General features: G+C 70.4%; 18 protein-coding genes. 10 read left to right on the forward strand and 8 right to left on the reverse strand.

Annotated elements, in window-relative coordinates; genetic code table 11:
- Position 1: 1 nt before the first annotated feature.
- Positions 2–1,519 (reverse strand): DNA-3-methyladenine glycosylase 2 family protein, encoded by a 1,518-nt coding sequence (locus H6693_08885; protein MCB9516299.1) that lies wholly within the window; start codon positions 1,517–1,519, stop codon positions 2–4.
- Positions 1,520–1,856: 337 nt separating this feature from the next.
- Here H6693_08885 and H6693_08890 point away from each other — a divergent pair, with 337 nt between their 5' ends.
- A complete protein-coding gene (locus H6693_08890; protein MCB9516300.1) occupies positions 1,857–2,759 on the forward strand; it encodes an HNH endonuclease in 903 nt (300 codons plus the stop codon).
- Between the two features lie 69 nt (positions 2,760–2,828).
- On the opposite strand, the gene H6693_08895 is transcribed toward H6693_08890, so the two are convergent.
- Entirely contained in the window at positions 2,829–4,733 is a 1,905-nt protein-coding gene (locus H6693_08895; GenBank protein ID MCB9516301.1) for a T9SS type A sorting domain-containing protein, read from the reverse strand.
- A gap of 136 nt (positions 4,734–4,869) precedes the next feature.
- Between H6693_08895 and H6693_08900 the strand changes: the two genes are divergently transcribed.
- Positions 4,870–5,175 carry a hypothetical protein gene (locus H6693_08900; GenBank protein MCB9516302.1) on the forward strand — a complete coding sequence of 102 codons (306 nt, stop codon included), beginning with the start codon at positions 4,870–4,872 and terminating at the stop codon, positions 5,173–5,175.
- 8 nt (positions 5,176–5,183) lie between these two features.
- Here the strand turns inward: H6693_08900 and H6693_08905 are convergent, their stop codons facing one another.
- Both H6693_08905 and H6693_08910 read right to left on the reverse strand, forming a co-directional pair.
- The gene (locus H6693_08905; protein ID MCB9516303.1) at positions 5,184–6,140 is read right to left on the reverse strand and encodes a hypothetical protein; all 957 of its coding nucleotides are present in this window, start codon (positions 6,138–6,140) and stop codon (positions 5,184–5,186) included.
- A 60-nt stretch (positions 6,141–6,200) separates the two neighbouring features.
- Positions 6,201–6,803, reverse strand: coding sequence for a hypothetical protein (locus H6693_08910; protein ID MCB9516304.1), 603 nt, complete (start codon positions 6,801–6,803; stop codon positions 6,201–6,203).
- Positions 6,804–6,941: 138 nt separating this feature from the next.
- Here H6693_08910 and H6693_08915 point away from each other — a divergent pair, with 138 nt between their 5' ends.
- A complete protein-coding gene (locus H6693_08915; protein ID MCB9516305.1) occupies positions 6,942–7,925 on the forward strand; it encodes a hypothetical protein in 984 nt (327 codons plus the stop codon).
- A gap of 9 nt (positions 7,926–7,934) precedes the next feature.
- Here the strand turns inward: H6693_08915 and nhaA are convergent, their stop codons facing one another.
- The 3 genes from nhaA to H6693_08930 form a co-directional block, all read right to left on the reverse strand.
- Entirely contained in the window at positions 7,935–9,110 is a 1,176-nt protein-coding gene (nhaA, locus tag H6693_08920) for a Na+/H+ antiporter NhaA (GenBank protein ID MCB9516306.1), read from the reverse strand.
- Positions 9,111–9,174: 64 nt separating this feature from the next.
- Positions 9,175–9,612 (reverse strand): DUF1801 domain-containing protein, encoded by a 438-nt coding sequence (locus H6693_08925; protein MCB9516307.1) that lies wholly within the window; start codon positions 9,610–9,612, stop codon positions 9,175–9,177.
- Entirely contained in the window at positions 9,612–9,887 is a 276-nt protein-coding gene (locus tag H6693_08930) for a hypothetical protein (GenBank protein MCB9516308.1), read from the reverse strand. Before H6693_08930 ends, H6693_08925 begins: the two co-directional genes overlap by 1 nt.
- A gap of 177 nt (positions 9,888–10,064) precedes the next feature.
- Between H6693_08930 and ygiD the strand changes: the two genes are divergently transcribed.
- The 6 genes from ygiD (at position 10,065) to H6693_08960 (ending at position 14,772) form a co-directional block, all read left to right on the forward strand.
- Entirely contained in the window at positions 10,065–10,838 is a 774-nt protein-coding gene (gene ygiD, locus H6693_08935; GenBank protein MCB9516309.1) for a 4,5-DOPA dioxygenase extradiol, read from the forward strand.
- A gap of 133 nt (positions 10,839–10,971) precedes the next feature.
- The gene (locus H6693_08940; GenBank protein ID MCB9516310.1) at positions 10,972–11,907 is read left to right on the forward strand and encodes a T9SS type A sorting domain-containing protein; all 936 of its coding nucleotides are present in this window, start codon (positions 10,972–10,974) and stop codon (positions 11,905–11,907) included.
- Between the two features lie 33 nt (positions 11,908–11,940).
- A complete protein-coding gene (locus tag H6693_08945) occupies positions 11,941–12,831 on the forward strand; it encodes an AraC family transcriptional regulator (GenBank protein ID MCB9516311.1) in 891 nt (296 codons plus the stop codon).
- Positions 12,832–13,032: 201 nt separating this feature from the next.
- Positions 13,033–13,437, forward strand: coding sequence for a cupin domain-containing protein (locus H6693_08950; GenBank protein MCB9516312.1), 405 nt, complete (start codon positions 13,033–13,035; stop codon positions 13,435–13,437).
- Positions 13,430–14,176 carry an SDR family oxidoreductase gene (locus tag H6693_08955; GenBank protein ID MCB9516313.1) on the forward strand — a complete coding sequence of 249 codons (747 nt, stop codon included), beginning with the start codon at positions 13,430–13,432 and terminating at the stop codon, positions 14,174–14,176. The genes H6693_08950 and H6693_08955 overlap by 8 nt, the downstream gene beginning before the upstream one ends.
- A gap of 137 nt (positions 14,177–14,313) precedes the next feature.
- Positions 14,314–14,772: a hypothetical protein gene (locus H6693_08960; GenBank protein ID MCB9516314.1), complete on the forward strand. Its 459-nt coding sequence runs from the start codon at positions 14,314–14,316 to the stop codon at positions 14,770–14,772.
- A gap of 7 nt (positions 14,773–14,779) precedes the next feature.
- Here the strand turns inward: H6693_08960 and H6693_08965 are convergent, their stop codons facing one another.
- On the reverse strand, positions 14,780–17,182 hold the full coding sequence (locus tag H6693_08965) for a serine/threonine protein kinase (GenBank protein ID MCB9516315.1): 2,403 nt from the start codon (positions 17,180–17,182) through the stop codon (positions 14,780–14,782).
- Positions 17,183–17,566: 384 nt separating this feature from the next.
- Between H6693_08965 and H6693_08970 the strand changes: the two genes are divergently transcribed.
- Complete coding sequence (locus H6693_08970; protein MCB9516316.1) at positions 17,567–18,985, forward strand: serine/threonine protein kinase; 1,419 nt, start codon at positions 17,567–17,569, stop codon at positions 18,983–18,985.
- Positions 18,986–19,203: the final 218 nt, after the last annotated feature.

A 19,203-nucleotide genomic window follows, 5' to 3' on the forward strand; every position in this document is an offset into this window, starting at 1 on the left:
GTCAGTTCCTTTCGCGTTGTCGCGGGGGACCGGGGAGGTCGGACTGCCAGAGCAGCATGGCGGCATAGCCGCGCCAGGGGCGCCAGCCCTCGGCGCGCCTGCGCAGCGCCGCGGCCGTCGGCAACGGGTGCTGCTCGCCCCCGGGGGCGAGCGCAGGCAGGGCGCGACGCAGACCGAGGTCGCCAGCGGGAAAGGCGTCGGGCTCCTTCAGTGCCCGCAGCGCGATGTACTGCGCCGTCCAGTCGCCGACGCCATCCAGCGCGGTGAGCCGGTCGACCGCCTGCTGCGACGACGCCGCCAGCTCGAGCAGCGGCGCGCCGCTCGCCACGGCGCTCGCGAAGCCGCGGATCGCATCAGCGCGCGCGCCGGGCATGCCGAGGCTTGCGATGTCCGCGTCCGCCAGATCTTGCGGACGCGGGAAGAGCCAGGCCGGTTCGCGCGAGGCGACCGCTTCCGGCGCGCTCGTTCGCGCGTCGAGCGGACGCCCCCAGCGCCGCACCAGACGACCTGCCAGGCGCGTGGCCGCCGCGACGGAAATCTGCTGGCCCAGGAGCGCGCGAATCGCCAGCTCGAAGCGGTCCCAGGCACCCGGCGCGCGGAGCCCCGGATGTTGCGCGAGCAGCGGAGCCAGAACCGGGTCCGCAGCCAGCACGCTCCCGATCGCCGCGGGGTCGGCATCCAGGTCGAAGAGCGACCGCGCCCGGGCGGCCAGCGCCGCGAGCACGGCGGCCGCGGAGGGCGGCGCGCTCAGCACCAGCGCCCCGCCCCCGGGGGCGAGCGACACGCGCACGACGCCGGCGAAATCGCCCTGAGCGACGGTCCGGCTGTAGCTGTCGCCGTCTACTCGCTCCACACCGGGGATCGCCCGTGGAGCGAGATAGGCCAGCAGGGCGGACCAGTCGAGCGGCGGACGAAACGCGAGGCGCAGCTGCAGTTCTCTCCCCGCCGCCCGTCGCGCTCCACGGCGAATCTCGCTGGGGCTGCACTGGAAGCGCTCGCGAATGCTCGCGTTGAAGCGCCGCACGTTCGGGAAGCCGGCCGCCAGCGCGATGCGCGTCATCGGCAGCGACGACACCTCGATCAGTCGCCGCGCCAGATGCGCTCGCCGCGTCTGCGCCACCGCCAGCGGCGACGCCCCCAGCTGCTCCGCGAACAGCCGCCGCAGGTGCCTGCCCCCCACGCCCAGCCGCTCGGCGAGGTTCTCCACGCCGTGGCCCTCGTCGTCCAGCGCGCCGTCGTCGATCAACCTCAGCGCGCGCGACACCGTTGACGCGCTGCCCTGCCACGCCGGTGTACCGGGCGCGGTTTCGGGCCTGCAACGTCGGCACGGGCGGAAGCCCGCCTCCTCGGCCGCCGCCGCACAGGCGAAGAACCTGCAGTTCTCCACCCTGGGAGTGCGCGCTGGGCAGACTGGCCTGCAGTAGATGCCCGTGCTGGTCACGCCGGTGAAGAAGCGTCCGTCGAAGCGCGCGTCGCGGCTTCGCAGCGCGCGATAGCAGATGGTGGCATCGAGCTCCATGCGGATAGGGTAGCAACTTTCGCGGGCGAGGCTGGTCGTTTTCGGACATCGCCGTGGAACGGTGGTGCCCCGCCCCCGGGGGCGGGTTGTTCAGCGGCGGCGCGTGTCTGGCGGTATCGGACCTCCTGGTCTCGCTCGCCCCCGGGGGCGGGTGGGGACTGCCGCGGGAAGATTCTCTCGACTATCTGCTGTGCCGCCCTTGACGGCCTTCGTATGATACTATACATTAGTATCCATCGCAAGCCTCCCGCTCCACTTTCCTGGGACTTTCATCATGGAGACTCGAGCCGACCGCGCCCGGCGACTGCACCGGGCTCTGACGACTGAACTTCAGCGATTGCAGCGCCTCGAGAAGGGCGCGCTGCTCTCCTTCGCTACTATCATGGAAGATCAGCTCTACCGCGAGCTGGGCTACTCCTCGATCCACGCCTATGGCCGCGATGCGCTGGGCTTCTCCGAGCGCAAGCTCTCGGCCTTCGTGCGCATGGCGGGTGCACTCGAGCGCCTGCCGGAGACACGACGCGCCGTCGAGGCCGGCGAGCTGCCCTGGACCAAGGCGCGTGAGCTCGTGTCCGTGGCGACGCCGGCGAACGAAGGCCACTGGCTCGACGATGCCAAGCGGCTCGGCCGCCGCGCGCTCGAGCGCAAGGTGAAGGCGAGCCGGCCGCGGCCGCCGAGGAAGCGCCAGGATCCCCCGGCGCTGTTCGCGGCGGGCGAGCCCGAAGCGCGCCGCGAGGAGGCCGAAGCCGCCGCGCCCCTGCGCGTCACGCTGAACTTCACGCCGGAGCAGTACGCGCGCTGGGAAGCGCTGATCGAGCAACTGCGCAAGGACGGCCAGCTAGACCCGAAGGAAGAACTGGTGCTCGACGCGCTCGCCACCCGCCCCCGGGGGCCGGTGAAGCAGGCCGCCACCGTGATCATTCGTCGCTGTCCGGACTGCGGGGCACAGGCCTACGTCACGGGCCGCGGCGAACTGCCCGCCCCCGGGGGCGACCTGCCGCGCACGCTCACGCCGGCACTGCGGCGGAAGATCCTCGCCCGTGACGGCCACCGCTGCCAGGGTCCGGGCTGCACGAGCACGCGCTTCCTCGAAGTGCACCACCGGAAGCCCCGCGCGAATGGCGGCACGAACGACCCGAGCAACCTGATCACGCTCTGCAGCGCCTGCCATCAACTCCATCACGCGCGCGGCCTCGCGCGGACGGTTGTCGCCGGGGCGAGCGCGCGCGGCTCGCCCTGACCGACGCCGCCGCACGAAAAAGCCCGGCGACACGGGGTCGCCGGGCAGGGCGGAGCTGTGCCCAGCGCGCTACTTGAGCAGGGTGCACTTCCGAACGATCACAGCGTCGTCCGTGCGCAGGCGAATCAGGTAGAGGCCGGACGGAAGGTCCGCGGGACGCCACTCGATCTGGTGCGCGCCGGCATCGAGCGCGCCGTTCACGAGCACTGCGACTTCGCGGCCAGCGACGTCCGCCACGCTGAGGTGAGTCTGGCTGCGCCGGGTGAGGGTGAAGTCGATGCGGGTCGCAGGATTGAACGGGTTCGGAAAGTTCTGGGCCAACTGCGCCGCCGGTGCGGCGACCGGAACCGCGGTCGGGTCTGCGAATTCGTCGATCACGATTTGCCGCGAGAGGACGCCGCCGGCGCCTTCGCAGCGATAGGCGCCGTAGTCGTTCGCGCCGACGGTGTTCAGGGTCAGCGTCGAGGCGGTTTCGCCGGGCAGCGCGATGCCGTCGCGATACCACTGGTAGCTCGCGGCGCTCAGCTGTGAGTCGAGGACGAAGCTGGGAACATCGATGCCGGGCCCCGCGCCGACGGCCTGGTCGAGTGCGCCGGCCACGATGACAGTGGTGTTCGTCCACAGGCCGAGGTTCTGGGCATCGCCCTGCAGGCGCAGGGTGAGCACGCCCACGTTGTCCTGGATCGTGCCCTGGTTGAGGAGCGGGCCGTCCACGGTCAGGGTCGGGCTGTAGAACTCCCAGCACTGGAGGGTGTCCTGCACAGTCAGGCCGCCCGTGAACTGGCTGTCGAAGGAGATTCGCATTGCGCCCGCGAGGACGACCGAGTCGAACACGAGATCGCCTAGCGCGCCATGGGTGCCGCTCATGCTGATCGTGTTCCCGTTGGCGAACACGGTGCCGCCGCCCATGCCGGCGTAGTCGTTGAAGTGGAGATCGGCGCCGGGCATGAGCGTGAGCGTGCCGCCGCTCAGTGACAAGCCGCTGGAAAACGTGAGTGGTGTTTCGGCGACGACGTCGCCTCCGACGAACTCGGGAAGGAAGAGGTTGGCATCGAAGAGCGCGCCGGGGCTCGCACTCAGGTGGTGCGGGGCGTCGCCCACGAGTTCGATGAAGGAGTTGTCGATCAGGCCGTGATTGATCAGGTCGCCGGTCAGGCTGAAGGTGAAGCTGTAGTCGTCGTGCGAGATGTGCCCCTCGTTCACGAGGTCGCCCTCGATGCTGGACTGCGTCCCGCCGGTGAAGACCGCGTTGCGCAGGCCGTCCTTGACCGTCAGCCCGCCGGTGAAGGTGACCTGATAGCTGACCTCGGTCTCGCCGAAGAGCACGGCCTGGTCGAGGTTGGCGTACTCGAGGTAGGTCCAGCCCTCCACGTGGATCGGCGTGCCGCCGCAGAAGACATCGCCGGAGATCGCGCCGTCCGTGACGGTGAGCGGGCAGTCGGGGGCGAGCGTGAGCTGGCCGCCGCGTACGTCGACGTTACCGGTGAGCGTGAACGGGGTGTCCAGGGTGAGGGCGCAGGTGGCGCCGTCGGCGACGTCGAGGGATGTCATCACCTGCGAGCCGGGTTCCATGCTCAACTGGTAGTCGCCCGCACCGGCGAAGATCGTGCTGCGGCAGAGCAGGCTGCCGCTGTTGTGGAGATCGCCGGCAAGCTGGAGGTCGAAATAGAAGGGGTCGTCGATCACCGTGCCGGCGTTGTCGACGGGCCCGCCGACCTCGAGGCGGTTGGGGGCGCCGGGCAGTCCGCGCAGGCTGCCGGCCGGCTCGACGCTGAGCGACAGGCAGGACTGGACGCTCGGCACCACCACCGGTCCGGCGATCACCACCTCGTCGCCCGCGCCGGGCACGAGCCCGCCGACCCAGGTGCTGCCCACGGCCCAGTTTCCGCCGCTGGACGTGGAGGTGATCACGCTGGCGGCCGCCGGCCACGCCAGTAGCAGCAGACTCGCGCCGAGAAGAAGCGCACGCTTCATGGGGACCTCCCGGTTTGGCCTGGACCGATTGTACATTAATCGGAATTATTGGGCAATGCCGGACATAGCGCGCAGCCCTGGCCAGCGGGCGAGGGACTCGCTAGGCTCGGAATGCAGCGGGCAAAGGAGGTCGCCGATGCTGCATCGAATCGTGGGGATGGTTCTGCTGCTGAGCGTGTCGCTGCTGTTGAGCTGCGCCGCTGGACCCAACGAGCTGCGTCAGACGCCGGACGAGACCGGCGAGGTGGCGGGCTTCTGGCTCGGGCTCTGGCAAGGGATCATCCTGCCCTTCGCGTTCATCGTGTCGCTGTTCAACGACGGCGTGTCGGTCTACGACGCGCACAACAACGGGCACCTCTACGACCTGGGCTTCGTGCTGGGCGCGATGCTCATCCTGGGCAGCGGCGGCAAGTCCACGCGCCGGCGCAAGCGGAAGGACTAGCCAGGGCATCAGCGGTAGAGCGATTTGACGCGGCTCCAGCTCATCAGCTCCGCCCCCGGGGGCGGCGTCACGCCCGTAGGATCCAGCACGCGAAACTCCACCGGCAGGCAGCGCGAGATCCACATCGTGTGCGCGCGCAGCCTGGCGGTGTAGAGCCCCGGTTCGAGGCCGGTGGCGTCCGCCGTCAGCGTGACGTCGAAGTAGTCGTGCTCGACGAGCTTGTGCACGGCGCTGAGCCAGGGGGCCGTGGTGTCGAGCTGCACCTGGGACCAGCAGAGGTCGATCCCGTTCACCTCGGTCGAAGCGACGGCGCTGGCGCCGGGCGGCGCGCTGAGTTCGAGGGACTCGGTCGGGAAGAAGGGGCTGCAGGGCGGCAGGTAGCCACAGTGGAAGCGCGTGTACTCGCAGTCCTCGCCGAGCTCGGCGAAGCAGAAGACCGGGTAGGTCTGCACGGTCGTGGGCGGACAGCCCAGCGTCACCGTGCTCCCGTTGTGGTACTCGGCCCAGAAGCGTCCCGGCTCGGTGGCGTTGAACACGAAGCGCGCCATCAGGAACACGCCGCCGTCCTCGATCGGCAGGTTCGGGCAGTCCCACCACTCGAGGGTGAGCGCGTGGGGAGAGCCGGTCCAGTCGAGTTGGCCCCAGTCCGCGGAGCAGCCGTCGGCGTCGAGGAGTTGCCAGGCCTCGGGCCAGTGAAGCTCCGTGTGAAGACTCGAGAGCCGCACCGGCTGGTGGGACTGCTGCCAGTAGATGGGCTGGAAGTAGAGGAGAAACTCCACCTGCCCAAGGGCCAGCGCGCTGCCCTCGATGTCGTCGCAGTGCGTGATCGGGCTGTCGCAGTTCCAGGCCGGCGTCTGCACGTGGACTTCGAGCGCGGCGTCCGGCGTGACGTCCGCGCGCGCGGGCAGGCCGCCCGCGATCGACAGGCCACCCAGCACCAGCACCCACGAGAAGACGCTACGCATCCCCGCACCTCCCGGTCGGCGCAGGGAGTGTAGTCCCGCTTCCGGCCGCCGTCGAGGGGCTCAGGGGCGCCAGCGCACCGTCACGTCGTGCTGCGGCCAGAACTCGCAGGCCTCGTAGACGTAACGACCGGCACACGCCGAGTCGGGCAGGAAGGGGAAGCTGAACTCCAGCGGCCGGGCGCCCTGCGGCAGCCGGATCCCGAAGCCTGCGTAGTTCAGGGGCCGTCCCCAGCCGCCCACCGTGGTGACGATGTAGCGCGCGTAGTCCGTGCGCCGCGCCTGCCGGTAGACGGCCTCGAGCACCAGGGTGTCGGCCGTGCACGGCGGCACCCAGAGCCGCACGGCCGAGGCGCCGGGCATGGGCTCCCAGCGGATGGGTGCGGGCGGATCGCCGGCGACGCGCGCGTCGATCATGCGCCAGCCGCCGAGCAGGGAGTCGACGGGGAAGGGAAAGACCAGCGGTGTCGGGCGCTCCGTGCGTCCGCGGCAGCGCATCACGTAGCGCGCGTCCACCTGCAGGCTGTCGGGGACGATCGTGAGCTCCACCCACTCCGAGTCGAAGAGCAGCGGGAACGCCCCCGGGGGCGAAGGGTGTCGGGGCTGCCCGGCGGCTACCAGTGCCGGCAGGAGCACAGCGATGGCCAGTGCGCCGATGGGTCGCATTCCCCCTCCCTTCGCCCACCGAGTATAGCGCCACGGCGCCCCAGCGGCGAAACGGAGCCGAAATGCGCCATAGCGAGATCTTTGCGATTTCTTGGTGGTTGCGCTATGCTCGGGGACCCTCAGCCACGGAGTGTCGCCATGGAACGTCGCAGCCTGCTCAAGACCCTGCTTCTCGGCCTCGGCTATGCCTCGCTGCCGCGCCCCGTGCGCAGGGCCTTCGCGCGAGGGGCGACGCGTTCGCCGCGGGACGGGAGCAGTTGCTGGATCACGCCCGAGGAGACGGCCGGCCCCTTCTACTTCGATCCGAACCTGCTGCGGCAGGACATCCGCGAGGACCGGCTGGGCGTGCCGCTCGATCTCGAGATGACCGTCATCGACGAGAACTGCGTCCCCGTGCCCGGCGTGCTCGTGGACGTCTGGCACTGCGACCGGGGCGGCTGCTACTCGGGCTACAGCCAGGTCACCTGCAACGCCGTGGGCGAGACCTTCCTCCGCGGCACCCAGCTCAGCGACGCCGAGGGCAAGGTGCGCTTCACCACCGTCTACCCGGGCTGGTACCCGGGGCGGGCGACGCACATCCACTTCAAGGCGCGCAGCGAGGACGCCATCTACAAGACGTCGCAGTTCGCGTTCCTCGACAGCGTGAACGACACGGTCTACGCCTCGCCGCTCTACGCCGACCGCGGGCCCAATCCCACGAGCAACGCGCAGGACGGCATCTTCCACGCCGACGAACCGCTCTACCTCACGGCCGAGGCCAACGGCGATCCGGCCAACGGCTACCAGGCCGCCTTCACCATGGGGCTCGAGGCGGGGATCACGAGCGTGGAGGCCGACTCCGCGGAGGACGCCCTGGAACTGGCGGGCTGGCCCACGGCCTTCCGCCGGCAGGCGACGCTCGAGGCCTCGCTGGGCAGCGCCGGGGAGATCGCGCTCAGCATCCACGATGCGCAGGGGCGGCGGTTGCGTCGATTGGCCGCGGGCTACCGCGAGGCCGGGCGTTTCCGCATCAGCTGGGACGGCCGCGACGAGCAAGGCCGCAACCTGCCGGCGGGCGTCTACCTGGCGGTGCTGGAGCAGGCGGGACGCAAGTCCACCGCGCGGCTGGTCAGGCTGCGCTAGCGCGAGCGCTCAGTCCGCGCGCGGCAGCGCGAGGCGCAGCACCCCGACCCCGAGCAGCGCCGAGAGTATCGACCCGCCGAACACGCCCAGCCGCGTGGCCACGGCGTAGTCGCCGGGCTGTCCCTCGAAGGCGAGCATGCCGATGAAGAGGCTCATCGTGAAGCCGATCCCCGCGAGCAGGCCCACGCCGAGCAGCGCCGGCCAGCTGACGCCGGCCGGCAGTCGCGCCACGCCGAGGAGCACCGCCAGGGCGGAGAAGCCGAAGACGCCCACCGTCTTGCCGAGCACGAGTCCGAGCGTGATGCCGAGCGAGACCGGCCCCAGCCACAGCTCGGCGCCCACCCCGCGAAAGCTCACGCCGGCGTTCGCGAAGGCGAAGAGCGGCAGGATGAGGTAGGCCACCCACGGGTGCAGGATGTGCTCGAGGTGCCGCAGCGGCGAGTGCCCTTCCGCGTCGCGGGCGCGCAGCGGGATGGCGAAGCCCGTCACCACGCCGGCCAGCGTGGCGTGGATGCCCGACTTCAGGACGCAGATCCAGATGAAGGTCCCCACCAGGAAGTAGGCGCCCAGGCGCGTGACCCGCCGCCGATTGAGCGCGACGAGCCCCACCACACCCACCAGCCCGAGGCCCAGGGCCAGCAGCGAGAGCTTCTGCGTGTAGAAGAGCGCGATGATGAGAATGGCGCCCAGGTCGTCCACCACCGCCACCGCGGTGAGGAAGACCTTGAGCCCCAGCGGCGCGCGCGAGCCGAGCAGCGCCAGGACGCCCAGCGAGAAGGCGATGTCCGTCGCCGCGGGAATCGCCCAGCCGCCGCGGGCCACCGGGTCGGCCTGCGCCATCGCCAGGTAGACCGCCGCCGGCACGAGGATGCCGCCGATGGACGCCAGCACCGGCAGCACGAGGCGCTGCGCGCCGGCGAGCTCGCCCTCGAGGATCTCGCGCTTGATCTCCAGGGCGACCAGCAGGAAGAAGATGGCCATCAGGCCGTCATTCACCAGCAGCAGGAAGTTCTTGTGCAGCTCGAGTCCGCCCAGCGTCAGCTCCACGGGCAGGTCGAGCAGCGCCTGGTAGAGACGCGCCAGGCCGGGCAGATTGGCTGCGAGCACGGCGAGCAGCGCCGCGAACATCAGGAGGATGCCGCCGGCCGACTGCAGCTTCAGGAAGCGCTGCAGCATCTGCAGCACATCGGCGCCACCGCCCTGGGATCTCGACACGGGACCTCCTCGGCCGGCCGCGCCTGGCGCGGCGTCAGGTTCTCGAGCCCTTGCTCTTGGGCACGTCGTGGCTGCGGTTGTACTTGATCGCCGCGCGGACGAGCGCCTTGAAGGCCGTCTTGTCGAGCGCGTCACCCTCGTGTAGGTCGATGGCCCGCCACTTGTTCCCTTCGAGACCCGCATTGAAGAGGCCCTTGGGGTCGTCGAGCTGCGCGCCGTGGTGGAAGGTGATCTTCACCTTGCCCTTGAAGGCGCCCGCGTTGGCGATCATCCCGTCGCGGGACCAGACCGGCGCCCCGCGCCACTTCCAGTCCTCCACCACCTCGGGATCCACCGCGTGGATGAGCGCGCGGATCTCGGCCAGCCGCTCGCCGCGCCAGTCGTCGAGGGCCGCGATCATCGCGTCGATCTGCTTGCTGGCCGCCGAGCGGGCGGCGGGGCTGTCGCTGGTTTTCGACGTTTTCCCGGGCATCAGCGAGTCCTCCGTCCAGCCGGCGTCAGCGGCTCGAGGTTGAAGCGTCCGTAGGCGAGGAACGCCGCCAGGAGACCGATGGCCAGGCTCCAGACCAGCGGGTTCGTCGCGGCGATGGCGAGCGAGGTCTTCGCATAGAACGCCGCCAGGCCGAGGGCCTCCACGGCGAGCAGGGTCGCGGCGATCGGGGTCAGCCGCGGTGCGCGCCGCACGCCGGCCGGAATCACCATCAGCAGCGCGAGGACGATCTGCAAGATCCACAGCAAGGCGTTCATCGACGCGACCTCCTACGGCGGTGCAGCGCAGTCTAGTCGCGGCCCGGCGCGCTGTCAAAGCGGCGCGCCACCGGGACTTGTGGACCCTCAAGGCGCGAACGGCACCCCTCGCCGCGCCCCCGGGGGCGTGACTATCTTGACCGCGACGGAAAGGAGCGCGCCATGAGCGACGAGCGCATGCCCGTGGTCTTCGTCGGCCACGGTTCGCCGATGAACGCGATCGAGGACAACCGCTGGAGCCGCGGCTTCGCCGAACTCGGGCGGATGCTCCCGCGGCCGGCCGCGATCCTCTCGGTCTCGGCGCACTGGTTCGTCGACGGCCTCTACCTCACGGGCGACGCGCGGCCGAAGACGCTCCACGACTTCGGCGGTTTCCCGCCGGCGCTCTACGAAGTGGACTACCCCGCGCCCGGCAAGGTGGACCTGGCCGAACGGGTGCGCGCGCTGCTGGGCGAGCGGGACGCGAGCCTCAGCACGCGCTGGGGCCTCGACCACGGGACCTGGAGCGTGCTGAAGTGGATCTATCCCCACGCGGACGTCCCCGTGGTCCAGCTCAGCATCGACCGGCGGCTCGGCCTGCGGGAGCACCTCGAGCTGGCGCGCTCGCTCCGGGATCTGCGGCAGCAGGGTGTGCTCGTGATGGGCAGTGGCAACGTCGTGCACAACCTGAGCGACGCCTTCCGCCGTATGCAGACCGGCGACGCGACGACCCCCGAATGGGCGGCGCGCTTCGACGCGACGGTGAAGGCGGCGACGCTGCAGGGTGACGCCGCGGCGCTGGTGTCGCTCTGGGACGCGAGCGACGACCGCCGCCTCGCCCACCCCACGCCGGACCACTGGCTGCCGTTCATCTACGCGCTCGGCGCGACGGACGCGGACGACCAGGCGCGCTTCCCCACCGAGGGCTTCGACCTGGGCTCGCTGTCGATGCGGAACGTGCTCTGGGACTGAGTTCGCCCCGCGGGTGACCACGCTGTTCCTCGAAATCCGCACGAACGGTCGGTTGCGCCCTGTGCGTTCACAGGTGTAAACTTTATCGCCACCCAGCCTCCATGTCGGATCACCCCATGCCCCTGGAGACGCCATGAAGACCCCAGCCCTGCTCGCTCTCGCCTTCCTGGTCTTCGCGACCCACCCAGCCCTCGCCGTGAACCACTGGCACGTGTCGACCTACTGGGCCGAGTACGTCCCGGGCCATGGCCAGGACAACCACGCACTCTACTGCGGCGACGAGACCATCCCCGCCTGCGAGTACCCGGACACGCTCGGCGGCGTCAGCGGCGGCTGGATCGACGAGGTCGAGTGGCGCCACACCGTCGACGACCCGTCGCTGTCCACCGCCGTGCGGATCACGGGGCTGCTGAACTACGACCTCCCCGACGAGGGCTGGGACTTCCTCGACCTCTACATCCAGCGCGGCGCCGTGGAGGAGCTCTTCGAGACCTGGACGGGCGGCGACTACGGCACGGTCTACGTCGACTTCGGCGCCGTGCTCTACCCCGGCGACTACACCGGCCCGTACAACGACGAGGTGCGGCTCGTCTGGCGCGTGCGGACCTCCACGGATGGCTGGGACGACGAGGACTGCCTCAACCCCAGCCACGGCGCCTGCCAGCTCGACGACCTCGCCGTCGCCTTCGACGGCGCGCAGATCACGTTCGACGACTTCGAGCCCGGCAGCCCCGTCCACTGGACGCCCGTCTCGGATCTGACCGGCGTCGACGACAGCGCGCCAGCCACCGCGCAGCTCGCCATCGCGGCCCATCCGAATCCGTTCAACCCCAAGACCACGCTGGCCTTCACGCTGCCGACGGCCGGCGACGTGACGCTGGCCGTCTACGACCTCCAGGGCCAGCGCGTGCGCACGCTGCTCGATCGGGTGGCGACCACCGCGGGGCATCACGAGCAGATCTGGGACGGCCGCGACGACAGCGGGCGCGCCGTGACGAGCGGCATCTACTTCTACCGGCTCAGCGCGGGTGAAGCGCGGCGCGCGGGGAAGCTGACGCTCGTCAAGTAGCGCTCAGGATCTACCTCGCTACGGGAGGCGGTCATGTCTCGGCTGGCACCGCAGTTTCGCGCGCTGCAAGGCAGATTCCAGGGCAGCGGCGCCGCGGGAAGCGCCCCCACGGGGGTGCACGGCGTGCGGTTCTTCTGGGCGACGGAGTTCGTGCCGCGCGCGCCGCTGCTCTACAGCGCGGGCATCGTCATCGTAGGCCAGGGACACAAGGTCGGCTACCTCGGCGACCGCAGCTTCCGCTACGACGAGAACACCGCACTCGTCCTCGGCGTGCCCATCCCCTTCGAGTGCGAGACCCACCCGGCCGTGGACGGGCCCCTGCTCGGCCTGCGCATCGACATCGACATGGCCGCGCTGCACGGTTTCGTGGCCAGCCTGGGCGTCGGGACGGACCGGACCCAGGACCCCGCGCCACCGAGCGGGCTGGAGCCCGTCCCGCTGCACGACGACGTGCGGGAGGCGACGGTCCGGCTGTTGCGATGCCTGGGCGACCCGGTGGACAGCAGGGTGCTGGGAACCGCGATGGCGGGCGAGATCGTCTACCGCGTTCTGCGCGAAGAGGCGGGGCGGGTGCTCTACGCGCTCACGCAGCAACACACGCCGTACACGGCGATCGCCCACGCGCTGGACCGGATCCATGGCGACTACCGCGAGGCGCTCAGCGTGGAGCGCCTGGCGGACGAGAACGCCATGAGCGTGTCCGCCTTCCACCGGGCCTTCAAGCGCGTCACGGGCGACTCGCCGCTCCAGTACCTGAAGAAGGTGCGGCTGGAGAAGGCCAAGGGCCTGCTCGTGCAGCAGGGCATGCGGGTGAACTCCGTGGCTTTCGAGGTGGGCTACGAGAGCCCGTCGCAGTTCAGCCGTGAGTTCAAGCGCTACTTCCAGGTCCCCCCATCCGAGGCCAGCACGCTCGCCTACACCTAGCCTGGAGCGCGGCCGCCCGCGCCGGAGGCTCGCCGGTCGGCGATCCCGATTCACCTGTCTGCCATGAACCCCCGTGGCAGGATTGGGCATGCCTTCGCCAGCCTCGCCCATTCCCTTCGCGGGGGCTTTCGACCAGATTGGTCTGCGTGCCCCGGGGCGGTCCCGCGATCGACCCGGCGGCGAGCGAGAAAGGAGAGTCGCATGAACATCCAGCGTGCAGGTTCGCAGCCCTCGATGCCGGGACCGAACGACTGGTTCACCGGCGCCGTTCGCATCGATCCGCTCTTCCAGGCCGCGGCGCCCGCCCGCGTGGCCGGGGCCACGGTCACCTTCGAGCCGTCCGCGCGAACGGCCTGGCACACCCATCCGCTGGGGCAGACGCTCATCGTCACCGCCGGCCTTGGCCGGGTGCAGCGCGAGGGCGGGCCCATCGAGGAGATCCGCCCGGGCGACGTGGTCTGGTTCGAGCCCGGCGAGAAGCACTGGCACGGCGCAGCGCCGGGAACGGCAATGGTTCACATCGCGATCCAGGAGGCCCTGGACGGCAAGGCGGTGGAGTGGATGGAGAAGGTCACCGACGCGCAGTATGGAGGCAGCCATGAGTAGCGGAATCGAGAACAAGGTCGTGATCATCGCCGGCGCGAGCAGCGGCATCGGCGAGGCGACGACCCGCCGCCTGGCCCGGGACGGGGCGAAGCTGGTGATCGGCGCGCGGCGCGAGGAGCGACTGAAGCAGCTGGCGGGGTCCCTGCCCGGAGCCGAGATCCGCTGGCAGGTCGCCGACGTCGCCAACCCAGAGGACATGGACCGCCTCGCGCAGACGGCCCTGGAGACGTACGGCCGCATCGACGCCATCTTCAACAACGCCGGCGTCATGCCCACGGGCATGCTGAACGAGCTGCGCCGCGACGAGTGGCGACAGATGCTCGACATCAACATCATGGGCGTGCTCAACGGCATCGCGGCCGTCCTGCCCACCATGCGAAAGCAGCAGGCGGGGCTGATCATCGCCACCGATTCGGTGGCCGGCCACGTGGTCTATCCCGGCTCGGCCGTGTATTGCGGCACCAAGTTCGCCGTCCGCGCGATCATGGAGGGGCTGCGGCAGGAGGAACGGGAGCGCAACATCCGCTCGACGCTCATCTCCCCGGGCCTGGTGAACACGGAGCTCTACACGACGATCGCCGACGCGAAGGTGGGCGAGTCCCTCCGGCAGGCCTCCGAGATCCCCGGCGTGGGTCTGAGCGCCGAGGATGTGGCCGAGGCGGTCGCCTACGCGATCGGGACACCTGACACGGTGGCGGTGAGCGAGATCGTCCTGCGCCCGACCCGGCAGGTGGTGTAGCGGCCAGGGCGCTCGCGGGGTCCTGCCGAACCTCCGTTGGCAGGTCCCCGCGCCGGCCTCCCCGCCCCGCAGCGCGCGACGCGCTGGCATGGGCCTTGCCGCCGCCTGGGCCGACCTGCGACCCAAGGAGGCTCCTCGTGCGTTCACGCGTCCTGCTGTTCCTCGCGCCCCTGGCGTTTTGCGGCTGCAACCTCTTCACCGACGCGACGGGCGGCGGCGATGCCGAAGCGCTCGCCGGAGCATGGGCGTCCACGTCGTTCCTGGCCGTGACTCCGGACGGAATGACGAGCGTCGACATCATGGATTCGCTCAGCGGGCACTTCGACGCGGAGTTCCGCAAGACCGGCGGCCTCGACGTCGTGGACCTCTCCGTGTTCATGCCCGGCCAGCCCGTCAGCTACACCGTGTCCGCGTCGTATCACCTGAGCGGCGACACGATGACGGTGGACTACGTCGACGGACCGATCGACTACGAGCTGGTCCGCGGCGAGAACTCGCTGGCCATCGCGCTGAGGGACGCGGACTTCGACTTCGACGGCGACCAGCAGACCGAGCCCGCCCAGCTGCTGGCGGTGCTGGAGAAGGTCGTGAACTAGGCGAGCTTCAGGGGGCGGAGCCGGCCCCGGCCTCGATCTCTGCGAGCGTGTCGCGGTCATCGCGGACCTCCTCCGAGTCCGCGCCGAAGATCTGCGTGTCGATGTCGATCACCCGCTGCAGGAGCTTCCGCGCAGCCGGGAACTGCCCCAGCGCGGCGCGGGCGCCGGCCAGGTGATAGAGCGAAAACGAGAGCGAGATCGAGCGTCCGTCGGGAGCCGCCTTCTCGTGCAGCGCGACCGCGCGTTCGAGGTCGCCGACCGCGGCGGCCGCGTCGCCGCCCTGCAGCTTCAGCAGTCCCAGGTTCATCCAGGCCTTCGCCACCATCGGGCTCTCCTCCCCGAAGATCGCGATGTGCGCCGCCAGCGACTCCTCCATGTAGGGACGCGCGTCGTCGAACTGGCCGCGCTCGGCGTAGTTGATGCCCACGTTGCCCAGCGCCCGCGCCACGAGGGGATGCCGGTCGCCGTAGATCGCCCGGTAGGTGGCGAGCGCTTCGAGATAGTACGCGGTGGACTCCTCGGGATGCCCGCGCTGGGCCGACGCCACGCCGAGGTTCGTGAGCAGGGAGGCGGTCATGTCGCTCGTGTCGCCGTTGAGGCGACGCGAGTCGACGAGCGCGCCGTTCAGCACCGCCATCGCCGAGTCCGGGCGGCCGCAGCTGGTGAGGATGGTCGCCAGCGTGCTCTCGAGGGACAGATCGCGCTTCGGGTCGGGGGGATCCTGCGCCGCGGCGGCCTCGAGCGCCGAGCGGATCGCCGCCATGGCGTCGTCGAGTTCGCCGAGCTGCCCCTGCAGGAAGGCCAGATCCCGCAGCGACGCCACGTAGCCCTTGCGGCCCGCGGGGCCGAGCGCGTCGTAGATCCCGATGGCGCGGCCGTAGGCGGCGCGGGCGCCGTCGGGGTCGCCGGTGGACTCCAGGACCTTGCCCAGCAGCTGCTCGCTGTTGGCGATGGCCGCATCGCCGGGCGCGAGCTGCGATTGGCGCAGCGCCAGCGACTGCTCGACGAGCTCCTTCGCCTCGTCGTACATCGCGAGACTGGTGTAGACCTGCCCGATCGTCGCCAGCAGCCGCGCCTTCAGCAGCGGCTCGACGGAGAGCTCCGACTCGATCTGGCGCGCGCCTTCGTCCACCACCTCTCGCGCCGTGACGGTCTGCCCGCGATTCCGTTCCGGGTTGGCCCGATCGAAGAGCGTGACGAGGAAGTCCGACGTCCGCTGCGCGGTCTCGGCCTCGAGCCGCGCGTCCTTCTCGGCCGTCACGGCGCGGGCGAGGTTCCGCTCCGAGCGCAGGTAGAGCGCGGCGATGCCGATCATCGCGAACACGAGGAGGACGAGCGCGGCCCCGGCCGTCGCGAAGAGCGGCTTGCGGCGCGCGACGAGCTTGCGCAGCTGGTAGATCGTGCTCGGCGGGCGCGCGAGGATGGGCTGCGAGGTGAGGAAGCGGCCGACGTCGTCGCCCAGGGCGTCGGCGCTGGCGTAGCGCTCGTCGGGCGCCTTGGCGAGCGCGGTCGTGACGATGGTCTGCAGATCGGGATCGAGCTTCACTTCGGCGGTCCACGCCGCCGACAGCGGGCGCGGCGGCTGCTCGCAGATCACCGCCACCGCGGCGAGCAGCGAGCCGGCGTCCACCGCGTAGGGCCGCTGGCCGGTCAGCAGTTCGTAGAGCAGCACGCCGAGCGCGTAGACGTCGGTGCGGACGTCGACCTCGCTCCGCTCGCCGCGGGCCTGCTCCGGCGCCATGTAGGCCAGCGTGCCCTTGATGACGCCCACCTCGGTCGCCGCGCTGGCCTCGCGGTCCTCCTCGGTTAGACGCGCGAGGCCGAAGTCCAGGACCTTCACCTGCGGCGTGTCCGACTCGGGGGACATCACGATGATGTTCGACGCCTTGAGATCGCAGTGGATGACCCCGCGCTGATGCGCGTAGTGCACGGCGTCGCAGGTCTGCCGGAAGAGCTTCAGGCGCAGGGCGATCTCCGCGGCGTCCGGCGTGGACGGGCGGCTCGCAAGCCACTGGGCCAGGGTCGGCCCGGGCACGAGCTCCATGGCGAAGTAGTGCTGCCCGTCGGGCGTGTGGCCGGAGGCGTGGATCGCGGCGATGCCGGGGTGCTGGAGGCGCCCCAGCGTGGCCGCCTCGCGCGCGAACATGCGCAGGTGCAGCTCGTCGCGGTGCTCGGTGCCGCGGATGACCTTCAGCGCCACGCGTCGCTTGGGCGAGGGCTGCTCGGCTTCGTAGACCACCCCCATGCCGCCGGCGCCCAGACGGCCAAAGACGCGGTAGCCGCCGATCTCGGCGGGCAGCGGCCCGACATCCCGGCGCGTGGCCCCCGCGCTCGTGAGCGTGGGATCGGTGTCGCCGCTCGGAACGCGGCCGTTGACGGTGGGGTCGTGCTCGGAGCTGTGGTCGGCCATGCGGGCACCCCGGGTCGCGTTGGTGGTTGGCGTGCGGAGAGTCTCGCACCAGCAATGAGTAGCATGGCCGAGGCAGGGAGGACAGCGCGTTCCCGCGCCTGCGCCAGGAGTCTGGAAGGACCCGGCCTGAACCGCCGAACTCCCGAGTGGACAGCGGCCTCGCCAAAATCTACGATCGGCCGGCGCCTCGGCTTCGGGCGCAGATCGGTCGAGTGATCGCCCACTTCGCCGCGAGTCCCGCCGGCACCCCTACCTCGAGGCGCAGCCTTGCACGACCTTCGCACGATAGTCCACAGGGAGAAGGGCTCAGCCGCGCCGAGCGACCATGGGCTGCCCCCCGACCTGCTGGCCAAGGCTCGCTCTCGCGTCGCGGGACTCGCCGCCGTGCTCGGCACGCTGTCGCTGCTGGCGATCCTCGTGAACGCCACGGTCTTCCGCGAGCACGTGGACGCGGTCGTTCAGCCTCAGCACCTGCTTGCGGTGGGACTGGCGCTGGCGGTCATTCTGATCGCGCGCTCCAGACGGATCGCCGACATGCCGGCCTTGAACGTGGGGCTGATCTACGAGGTGTTCCTGTGCTGGGTCGTGTCGTTCTCGGCGCAGCACGCCACCGTCGCCTCCTTCGGCCGTCCTCCCGAGATCACGTGGACGTCGATGATCATCGTCGTCTTCCCGATGGTGGTTCCGTTGCCGCCGCGGCGCCTGCTGGCGGCGTCGATCCTCGGGGCCATCAGCTCCCCGGCCTCGCTGATCGTCCTCGATCGCATGGGGAAGCACGCGCTCTCAATCGATGAGCTCGTCGGCGTGTCCATCAGCCCGGCCTTCGCCGTGGTTCTCGCGTACTTCGGCGCGCGCATGATCTACGCGATCAGTCTGGACGTCTCCAGGGCCAGGCGGCTGGGGGCCTACCAGCTCGAGTCGCGGATCGGCGCCGGCGGCATGGGTGAAGTCTGGCGAGCGAGCCATCGCATGCTGGCGCGGCCCGCCGCCATCAAGCTCATCGCGCCCAAGCAGCTCGGCGATGACGCCCCCGCGATGCTGACGCGATTCGAGCAGGAGGCCCAGGCGACGGCCCTGCTGCGCTCCCCGCACACGGTGGAGGTCTATGACTTCGGGCGCGCCGACGACGGCTCCTTCTACTACGTCATGGAATTGCTCGACGGGGTGGACCTGCACGAACTCGTTCGCGCGCACGGACCCCTGCCCGCGTCGCGGGGGGTCCACATCATCCGCCAGGCCTGTCACTCGCTTGGGGAAGCGCACGCCGAGGGACTGGTTCACCGGGACATCAAGCCGGCGAACCTGCTCGTCTGCCGCTACGGCAAGGATTTCGACTTCGTCAAGGTGCTCGACTTCGGTCTGGTGAAGCAGCTGAAGCTCGCCGATGAGCCCGCCGTGACACAGCACAACCGCTTGATCGGCACACCGGCGTTCATGGCGCCGGAGATGCTGAGTGGCTCGACGCTGGATGGTCGAGCCGATATCTACGCGCTCGGCTGTGTCGCCTACTGGCTGCTGACCGGCCAGCTCGTCTTCGAAGCCGAGAGCTTCGTGGCGCTCGCCGCCAAGCATCTGCACGAGGATCCCGTCCCTCCCTCGCAGCGCAGCGAACTTGACGTCCCCGCGGATCTGGAGGCCGTGATCATGGCCTGCCTGCGGAAGAACCCCACCGAACGGCCCGGCAGCGCCGAGGAACTGGCCGACCGGCTATCGCAGTGCACGGTGCGCCCGTGGACCGCTGAGGACGCCAAGCGCTGGTGGCAGCTTCGACGCGGCGGCGCGGGGGCAGCCTCGCACGAGTGACCGCCGCTGCGCCCGGAGCTTCGATGCGCGAAGGACGTCACAGGGGTCATTCCTTGCATAGCATTGCCTGCGAACGCAGGCGCCGGCCGTTGAGAGAGCTCGTCGGCCACGCAGCCCATGCCCTCGCACTCGTCGCTTCCTGTCATGGTGGATCTCCGCGAAGGTCCGAGGGCTTCGTCTGCAAGCACTGTCATCGTCGGTTCAGCTGGGCGACCGGC

This window comes from Candidatus Latescibacterota bacterium (assembly GCA_020633725.1).
Lineage (GTDB): Bacteria > Krumholzibacteriota > Krumholzibacteriia > JACNKJ01 > JACNKJ01 > VGXI01.

Coding starts and splice junctions, on each gene's coding strand:
- H6693_08915 (MCB9516305.1), top strand. CDS start 6,942: ATGGAACGTCGCAGCCTGCTCAAGACCCTGCTTCTCGGCCTCGGCTAT.
- H6693_08930 (MCB9516308.1), bottom strand. CDS start 9,887: ATGAACGCCTTGCTGTGGATCTTGCAGATCGTCCTCGCGCTGCTGATG.
- H6693_08945 (MCB9516311.1), top strand. CDS start 11,941: ATGTCTCGGCTGGCACCGCAGTTTCGCGCGCTGCAAGGCAGATTCCAG.
- H6693_08905 (MCB9516303.1), bottom strand. CDS start 6,140: ATGCGTAGCGTCTTCTCGTGGGTGCTGGTGCTGGGTGGCCTGTCGATC.
- H6693_08900 (MCB9516302.1), top strand. CDS start 4,870: ATGCTGCATCGAATCGTGGGGATGGTTCTGCTGCTGAGCGTGTCGCTG.
- ygiD (MCB9516309.1), top strand. CDS start 10,065: ATGCCCGTGGTCTTCGTCGGCCACGGTTCGCCGATGAACGCGATCGAG.
- H6693_08925 (MCB9516307.1), bottom strand. CDS start 9,612: ATGCCCGGGAAAACGTCGAAAACCAGCGACAGCCCCGCCGCCCGCTCG.
- H6693_08895 (MCB9516301.1), bottom strand. CDS start 4,733: ATGAAGCGTGCGCTTCTTCTCGGCGCGAGTCTGCTGCTACTGGCGTGG.
- H6693_08955 (MCB9516313.1), top strand. CDS start 13,430: ATGAGTAGCGGAATCGAGAACAAGGTCGTGATCATCGCCGGCGCGAGC.
- H6693_08910 (MCB9516304.1), bottom strand. CDS start 6,803: ATGCGACCCATCGGCGCACTGGCCATCGCTGTGCTCCTGCCGGCACTG.
- H6693_08940 (MCB9516310.1), top strand. CDS start 10,972: ATGAAGACCCCAGCCCTGCTCGCTCTCGCCTTCCTGGTCTTCGCGACC.
- H6693_08950 (MCB9516312.1), top strand. CDS start 13,033: ATGAACATCCAGCGTGCAGGTTCGCAGCCCTCGATGCCGGGACCGAAC.
- H6693_08885 (MCB9516299.1), bottom strand. CDS start 1,519: ATGGAGCTCGATGCCACCATCTGCTATCGCGCGCTGCGAAGCCGCGAC.
- H6693_08965 (MCB9516315.1), bottom strand. CDS start 17,182: ATGGCCGACCACAGCTCCGAGCACGACCCCACCGTCAACGGCCGCGTT.